The sequence below is a fragment of the Candidatus Eisenbacteria bacterium genome, from assembly GCA_030017955.1.
GTDB lineage: Bacteria > Eisenbacteria > RBG-16-71-46 > JASEGR01 > JASEGR01 > JASEGR01.
On sequence record JASEGR010000106.1, the window covers coordinates 1 to 7,538 of the forward strand.

A 7,538-nucleotide genomic window follows, 5' to 3' on the forward strand; every position below is an offset into this window, starting at 1 on the left:
GAAAGTGTCGTGTCCCGGGGCAAAGACATAGACAAGGAACTTCCGGGACACGACACTAGCTCATGCACACAATTTGAGGAGATTAGGACAGGTGAAAGTATGAACAACATTGGAATCTATGTTGAATTGAAGGACGCCAAGATAAAGAAAGCCAGTTTTGAGATCCTAAGTTTGGTCAATTCATACAATAATAAGGATTCCTCCCTGATTGTAACTACGATTGTGGCCGCTTCGAATGTTGACCATTTTGTTGACCAACTTTCAGAATATGGAGCAAATGAGATAGTACACATTCCTGGTCTTGAGGAGAAGCCATACAATGCTCACTTGTATGCAAAATGTTTGGCGGAGATTGTTAGAACAAATAACATTTCAACCTTTATTGGCTCGCATACCATTCAAGGATGTGATTTACTGCCAAGAGTTGCCGCTGAATTGAAGGCGCCAATGGCAACAGATTGCATTTCCATAGACATTGAAAACTCAAAAGCGAAGAGGCCAATGTATGGAGGAAAAATCATTGCAGAAGTTGTGTTGAAAGGTAATTGCAGGGTTTATTCTCTAAGGCCCAACTCGATAACCCTAAGAAAGGCTGAAAATAGAACAAGCCCGTTGGTTAAGGCTTTCAACGCTGTTGAGATTCCTCTTCTAACGAGAGTAAGAGAAGTGTTGAAGAGTGCAACAAAGGAGATAGATCTAACGGAAGCAGACATCATTATTTCCGGCGGCCGGGGAATGAAAAGCAAAGAGAATTTTGCCTTGCTGGAAGATTTTGCGAGGGAATTCAGTGCTGCGATCGGAGCTTCCAGGGCGGCTGTCGATTCTGGTTATGCTAAACAGTCTATGCAAGTTGGGCAGACCGGGAAAACGGTAAGTCCAAAAGTGTATATCGCCTGCGGAATATCTGGTGCCATTCAACATTTTGCAGGAATGAAAACATCAAAAGTAATTATTGCAATAAACAGGGATGTAAATGCACCTATTTTCAAGAAAGCTGACTATGGAATCGTTGGAGATCTCTTTCAGATAATTCCAATATTGAAAAGAGAGTTATTGAACATTTCTAAGCAATAGTCTCTGTATACCCGCTTTCATTCTCGTCGACGTCCGAGGCACTCATTTCTCTGTTTGGTCGGAGCTGGTGCCCACGAAGAATGTACCGTGCGGAGCGCCAATCCGGTTAGCGGCGCTCGGTGTGAATCCCTCGTTGGTCCGTCCCCTTGCTTCAGCAGGACGTGCTCCTGTGGCAACCGGTGAACTCAATCCTTCAACTGTTTTCGCTGCCGTGCGAAGAGAATATCTGAATTCTATTCAGCGGCCGCTGGAGCATTTGACATCGTTCGTGGACCGGCTTATGTTGGAACAAAACTGGTTTGAATACGGAGGATAGACACATGAAACGCAGTTACAACATTTTCCTTGATGTGGGGACCGGCGGGTGCATGGCGCATGTCCTCGGCAGCCTTCTGGGTTGTAACCGGACTGCCAGGAATCAAACGCGGGCAATTGCAAAGATCAAAGAAGAAATTGTGGCTTATAGCAAATGGCTTCGCGCTCACGGTCAGCGAGCATTTTGCCCGAGTATCAACGAGATCAATCCAATGATTGCGGAAGCGGTTCGCAATCAGGATCCATGGATTGCCGGCGGAACAGCTGCTCTGTTTCAGCCCGAGCGTGAGAGTGTCACGAGTAGAGATATTCAAATGTGCCTTCGCCGTATGTCCTGGAACCGGGAGGACCTGTTGAAGCTGGTTTGTGATTTGCCGGCCGCCCTCATCCGGAGGAAACCGCGCGGCGAACCCCGGTCGATCCAGAACACTCTTTGTCATATTGCTGTGTGCGAGATCTGGTATATTTCACGCCTCGAACGGAAGATCCGGGAGCCCAAAGGGGGGCTTTCGAGGAACCCCTTTAAGCTTCTGGCTCAGACCCGGAAGATTGCCTCAAACGGCCTCCTTTCCCTCACGCCGGCACAGCGGAGGAATGTGTACGTGCCGAAGAAATGGTGCTCGCCGCGCCAGAGAAACCTCGGGGAACAATGGACGGCGAAGAAAGTCTTGAGGCGGCTGCTTGAGCACGAGCGGCAACATACTCAGTACATCGAGCGTCTTCTCCGTGAGCAATTTGCGAGGCAAGAGACTTGAACTGAGGCGGTTGCTTGACTTCGCGACCGGAATACTGTATCAACTATTGGAAATAAGAAGAATTGTGCTTGTGAGAAAAGGAGGTGAATCGCGTGAAGAAGTATTTTCTTCCCGTTCTGGGCGGAGCTCTGCTGATAGGCGCCCTCCTGGCAAGCTGCTCGAAGAAGGATCCAATTGATGTCATCCTTTCAAACACCACCCTTCAAGAAGAAGCAATCGAGAGGATGGTAGCCGACACGGCAACCATGGATAAACTCATCGATAAACTGTTCGCTCATCCCCTTGCCATTGATAAACTCTCCGAAAAAGTTGTCGCAGACACAACTGTTGCGGGAGAATTTGTCGAGAAAATGGCGAGGGACCCGGATACTCTTGCAAAAATGATGGCAGCAGTAGAGGCTGCGAAGAAAAATCCGCCCACATACATGAAGTAGGGCAGTTTGTCGGTCTGTGTGTGAGCAAGGTCCGACTTCTACCTTGCCGGATTGTCGTTCGGCTCTGCGAAGAAGCCGGCAATCAACGGGAAGGCGCGGTCTCCGGTCGTTTAAGGAGCCCCCCTTCTCAGCAGGCTCTGGATGCAAACTCCGAGGTTCGAAGCAATATCCGGCTTGCTGTTTGAAATGAAGATCTTTCCTTCAAAAGAGAATATCTCGCCAAGAACTCTGTTCATCCGGTAGCGGGTCCGCTTCCCGGGTGTCATTCTCCTGTTCAATTCTTCTTCAAACATCACCACTATCTTGTCCCTCATCCTCAACCTTGTGTCCTCTACAAAAATGGAAAGATCTGGCTTCAAGTCATCTATTCTGTTGAAGAATGCGGCAACTTCATTCTGCTCAATGTGCTTCGGAGGGGACGATTTCACCTCCACATAGACGAGGTTGCCCTCAATAAAGACAATGACGTCGAAGTCTCCGCCGGATTTCGTCTCCTTGAGCTTTACTCCCCAGGCAGATGGAACGTGAAACTCGTTCTCAAACAGTTTTGCAACAAACCATTCAAACGTGTCACCGAAGTTGTAAACAGAATGCGAAGACAAAGAGAACCTGTCGGCGCCCACCTTCTCTACAATTCCGAGAGACCGGAGGAAAGCGATGTACCTGATTGAAGTCTCTCTAGTGGAGTATTTCGTAACCTCGGATATTTTGAACGGCTTTTCCCTTGCTACAACGTCCCTTACAAAAAGTCTGAATGAGTATTTCTTGAGTTTCTCGTAAAGCGCCTCTTCGGCAGCCGGGGAACGGTTGGGTCCGGAAAGAAGCCTTTCCGTGGGATTGGCACTTTGAAAAGCGAAACCTCTCCTTTTCAGCGCATAGAAAATCTCGTTCTCACGTTTATGGCAGAGGGATTCGATCGAAGCCCTCAAGGACGAGAGCTCGTTTCTCATGGCTCTGAGTTCATCTGCATGGGGAGCCAGGGGATTCTTGTTTTTCATAAGCGTATCTGTTCGAGCTCACAACCGTGGGCATCGGGAAAAGAAGCTGTCTGCAGAAAGGAGTGGTTTTTCAAAACAAGGATGTCTGTGCGGCGACTGTCTCCAGCTTTTCGAGCACGGCCTCCTTTCCAAATATGCTTATTTTCCCGAATACTCCGTCATAGCCCGGGACTGCGTTGACTTCTCCTCGCCGCACTTTCAAGATTCCTTCCACTATCCGCGGTGACGCTATTCTCGACAGGCCACTCTCATCCAGACTGAGCAGGACTTCACATTCATTTCCGCCGGCCATGGTGATTCTCTCGTACTCTCTTTCTACTGCGGCTGACCCAACTCCAAGACTCAGACAGTCAGCAACGATCTCGACAAGAGGGACAAGGTGTCTTGCCGGGATTGCGTTTTGAGGAATGAACCCGGGCGGTCTGTCCGCAAGCTGGTTGACGCGGTGCATCACGCCGAGGGTCAGTCTCCTTCCGCAGCGTGGGCAAATAAGATTGTGCTTCTTACTCTCCTCGGGAGAAAAGAGAATTCCGCAGGCCCTGTGTCCGTCAAAATGATATTTCCCCTCTTCAGGAAAAAACTCGATGGTGTAGACGAACTTCTTTTTGTCCTTCTTCCTTATCGCGCTCGTAATCTCTTCGTAGCTCAAGTCACAGTCAAAAACATTCGCTTCTCTTCCTATCTTGCTCGGGGAGTGAGCGTCTGAGTTTGATATCAGTGTTATCTCATCAAGACACGAGAGTCTCCAGTTCATCTGCGGATCGGATGAGAGCCCCGTTTCAATTGCATGGATATGACGTGCTTCCTCTCCAAAGCATTCTTCGATTGAATCAAATCCTGAGTTTGCCCCGAAGAGCGAGAACCAGGGAGTCCACGCGTGAGCTGGCACTACCAGGCAGGCCTCAGAGACATCCAGCACAAGTTTCACCAGGTCCTTCACCGGGAAACCAAAAATCGGCCTGCCATCCGACGATAGCTTCCCGAGCCGGGCGAGTCTGTCATTGATTGCATCCACAACCTGAAAGCTGGGAGCGAAAATAAGAGTGTGGATCTTTCTCACCTTTCCGCCCTGCGAGAAAATGTTGCTCACCTCGCCGGTGAGAATGAACTTGGTCCAATTGTCCCCTTCTCTCGAATGATAGAGACCACTGCCGTCTGATTCGAGCCGTGCTTTGAGTGACGCGAGATGGGTTGGGTGGGTGAAGTCACCTGTTCCGACGACCTTGATACCTTTAAGCCGTGCCCAGCGCGCAATCGTCGGCGCATCCATATCCTTGCTTGTCGCGCGACTGAATCTGGAGTGGAGGTGAAAATCAGCTATGAACTGCATTTGGGGTCACGGAGAACTGAATCAATTTTTGCATGGGAAGAATTGGGCGCCACATGGCCGACTCTATTCTATTCGCTCTCACATAATTTTCAGAAATGGGACTTGCACCCGGAACCTAGCAAATGGATTTTTTGATGTCAAACAACTTTTTCCAAGCTGTCCGGATGCCTGAAGTGAGCGGCAAGCAGGCGCGAAGTGTTCGAAGCAGCTTGTGAATGCTGATGCGGTGAAGCTGGTCTATGTCGGACCTACTCCTGCGGGCAAACCGAACTGGGGCGCTATCAAGGCACTCTACAGGTAGGGTTTTCGATCAGCCTGCTTCGCTAGGAAGATCTGTCGCTGCGAGTTCTTATTCGGCTTCTCTGGAGGCTCCGGCCTTCAGAGAAGCTTTGAGTTTATCCCGCCAGTTGCCCTCTGCCAGGTATCGCCTTGAGGTTAGATGCCGCTCGCCAAGAGGATCCGCGCACTTGAGAGTTTCGTTGCCTCAAATGGAAACTCTGTTTTCAGTCGGGGATTATCTTGTACACTGCGTCGTTGTGCCTGACCCTGTCCTTTACTCTTATCCCCACGTCAGAACCTTTTGCTGCTTTTTCGATAGGCTTGTGATCGATTTCCATTGACTCGACAGTCTGCTCCAAATCTGTCGTGTGACCCCTGAAGTGAATAACATCACCAACAGAGAGAGAATCATCTGAAAGGAGGATTGCGGCGACTCCTACGTGGGAGAAATAGCCTACCACATGGCCCACTTTCTTCTCCATTATTCCCTCACCTCCTTTGTTCGCAGGACTTGGATTTCAACTTAACAAAAGATGTTTTCCATGTCAATATTGTCCGGGATTGGGGACGGAAAGAGAAGAACCCATGCCCGTCTGAACCAGCACATGTAGTTTCGAGATTGGCCTCAACCGAGAGAATTGTCTTCCTTCATTTCCCGGATTGGATGACAACCCCGCCGTTCTGCAAGGTTTCTTCCGAGATAGGATGAAAACCAACCTTTGCAAGCCTGGCATGGACCAGAGGCACGGTGACAACCTCATAATCCAGGTCGTCAAGCGAACGCCAGAAAGCATGGTCCAGACGCGAAAGTGGCGCAACACCCTCCTCTCGCGCCAATTCACCTACAATCACAAAACGGCCTTGAGGGTTCAAGACATCCCGGACCTTTCTGAACAGTGCCTCGTCATAGATGCCGACGTCGCACTCAAGCACCATATCGAAGTCTGAGGGCAGTTTGTCCTTGATGATATCGGCTGAATGATAGACGATCCGTTCCTGCATGGAATTCTCAGCGGCTAATTCGCGTCCGGCGACGCAGACGTTCTCTATGTCCACAACGACGCATGCCAGCTGAGGATTCCGGCGCAGCAGGGCCAGTGACACGGCGCCGGAACCACCACCAAGATCCATCAGCTTCTTCACTCCGGTCAGATCTAGTCTGCCGGCAACTTCTTCTGCGAGAGGCTTGTGAATTTCGTAGAGCATGCGGGTGAAACTGCGCGCCCGGTCTATGCTCTCCTCCATCTGTTTGACGTAGTCGGGAGGCTCGAGGCCTTGGGTTGCCCAGACCGTGCCGGGCCGGCGTATGTGAAGAGCAAGATCCCGTCCTGCCGGGTAGCGCTCACGCTCCTCTTCGGCAAGGTGCATCCAGGTTTCCTTGCTATATGCGTCAAGAATAGCAGTGCGTGCATCCGGAGAGACGGAATACGCTGCGCCTTCGCGGTCAAGAAGCCCCATACCTCTCAGAAGCTCAAGCCAGTACCGGCAGCGATTTGACGGGATGTGCAAAGACCGGGCAACACTCTCTGTGGTTTCCGGCCGCTCCTTAAGAAGCCAGAAGAGCCCAACCTCAAGGGCGACATTGAGCGCGGAGGAAGCTATGTAAGAGCCCATCAGGTCGAGAACATCAGCAGTCGTTCTTGGCTTCACATGCTTGCCCCCTGAGGTCACCTGCCGCTTCTACTTTTCTGCCCGAGGCGCTTCCAGCTTGGCACTGCAATTGCCGCAAGCAGTATGGCGCTCACGGCAAGCACAGCAACCTCAGCGCGCGAATCGGATTCCCCCTTCAAGATATCGTGCAAGGCAGCCCAGTCAAGCACAAGCAGCACAAGCACAAGTGTGAGAACCAGGTACTTTTTCACTCTTCACCCTCTGGGTTTGCACCCTCACTTACGTCGCGGGAAGCACAGATGCAGCCATCTGCAACAGGCAAAATCCTGGGAATCTCTCGGATTGTCAGATCCCTCGTTCCAAATCATCATAGAGTGCATCAATTAGCTTTTGTATCTCGATGGTCTTTCCAATTGCTGTGACGATCCTGCAATAGATCTGTATCTCATCAAGCGATAATATTCGTTCCTTCCTGTCTTTCAGCCATTTGTCACAGACCTGAAAGCCGCCAACCCGATAACCCCACACAGCTTGCGGTACGCCTTCAAAGTATTGGCCTTTGTTGATGTAAAGAAGTCCCGCTTTCTCATCATATCTCAGCTTCTCTACCCTGTTTTCTCCCTTGCCCTCAAATTTCGCAATCGGTGAATCTAGTTCCGGAGACCTAACCTGCTTTATGCATAAACTTGCATGAACGTGGTATCGAGCGCCATAAATTACGGTTTGTGTCCTCTGTTGGGGG

The 7,538-nt window shown here is 50.4% G+C and carries 9 protein-coding genes; 3 read left to right on the forward strand and 6 right to left on the reverse strand.

Annotated elements, in window-relative coordinates; all coding sequences use genetic code 11:
- The 3 genes from QME66_12090 to QME66_12100 all read left to right on the forward strand — a co-directional run.
- On the forward strand, positions 1 to 1,074 hold a 1,074-nt coding region (locus tag QME66_12090; GenBank protein ID MDI6809704.1), incomplete at its 5' end, for an electron transfer flavoprotein subunit alpha/FixB family protein.
- A 320-nt stretch (positions 1,075 to 1,394) separates the two neighbouring features.
- Positions 1,395 to 2,144 carry a DinB family protein gene (locus tag QME66_12095; protein MDI6809705.1) on the forward strand — a complete coding sequence of 250 codons (750 nt, stop codon included), beginning with the start codon at positions 1,395 to 1,397 and terminating at the stop codon, positions 2,142 to 2,144.
- Between the two features lie 92 nt (positions 2,145 to 2,236).
- A complete protein-coding gene (locus tag QME66_12100; protein ID MDI6809706.1) occupies positions 2,237 to 2,578 on the forward strand; it encodes a hypothetical protein in 342 nt (113 codons plus the stop codon).
- 110 nt (positions 2,579 to 2,688) lie between these two features.
- Here QME66_12100 and QME66_12105 read toward each other — a convergent pair whose 3' ends face one another.
- The 6 genes from QME66_12105 to QME66_12130 form a co-directional block, all read right to left on the reverse strand.
- On the reverse strand, positions 2,689 to 3,576 hold the full coding sequence (locus QME66_12105) for a hypothetical protein (protein MDI6809707.1): 888 nt from the start codon (positions 3,574 to 3,576) through the stop codon (positions 2,689 to 2,691).
- Positions 3,577 to 3,646: 70 nt separating this feature from the next.
- Positions 3,647 to 4,906, reverse strand: coding sequence for an endonuclease Q family protein (locus QME66_12110; protein ID MDI6809708.1), 1,260 nt, complete (start codon positions 4,904 to 4,906; stop codon positions 3,647 to 3,649).
- A gap of 503 nt (positions 4,907 to 5,409) precedes the next feature.
- Positions 5,410 to 5,667 (reverse strand): translation elongation factor-like protein, encoded by a 258-nt coding sequence (locus tag QME66_12115; GenBank protein MDI6809709.1) that lies wholly within the window; start codon positions 5,665 to 5,667, stop codon positions 5,410 to 5,412.
- A gap of 166 nt (positions 5,668 to 5,833) precedes the next feature.
- Positions 5,834 to 6,835 carry a methyltransferase gene (locus QME66_12120; GenBank protein ID MDI6809710.1) on the reverse strand — a complete coding sequence of 334 codons (1,002 nt, stop codon included), beginning with the start codon at positions 6,833 to 6,835 and terminating at the stop codon, positions 5,834 to 5,836.
- A 17-nt stretch (positions 6,836 to 6,852) separates the two neighbouring features.
- On the reverse strand, positions 6,853 to 7,047 hold the full coding sequence (locus QME66_12125) for a hypothetical protein (protein ID MDI6809711.1): 195 nt from the start codon (positions 7,045 to 7,047) through the stop codon (positions 6,853 to 6,855).
- A 94-nt stretch (positions 7,048 to 7,141) separates the two neighbouring features.
- The coding region (locus tag QME66_12130) for a hypothetical protein (protein ID MDI6809712.1) at positions 7,142 to 7,538 on the reverse strand (397 nt) is incomplete at its 5' end.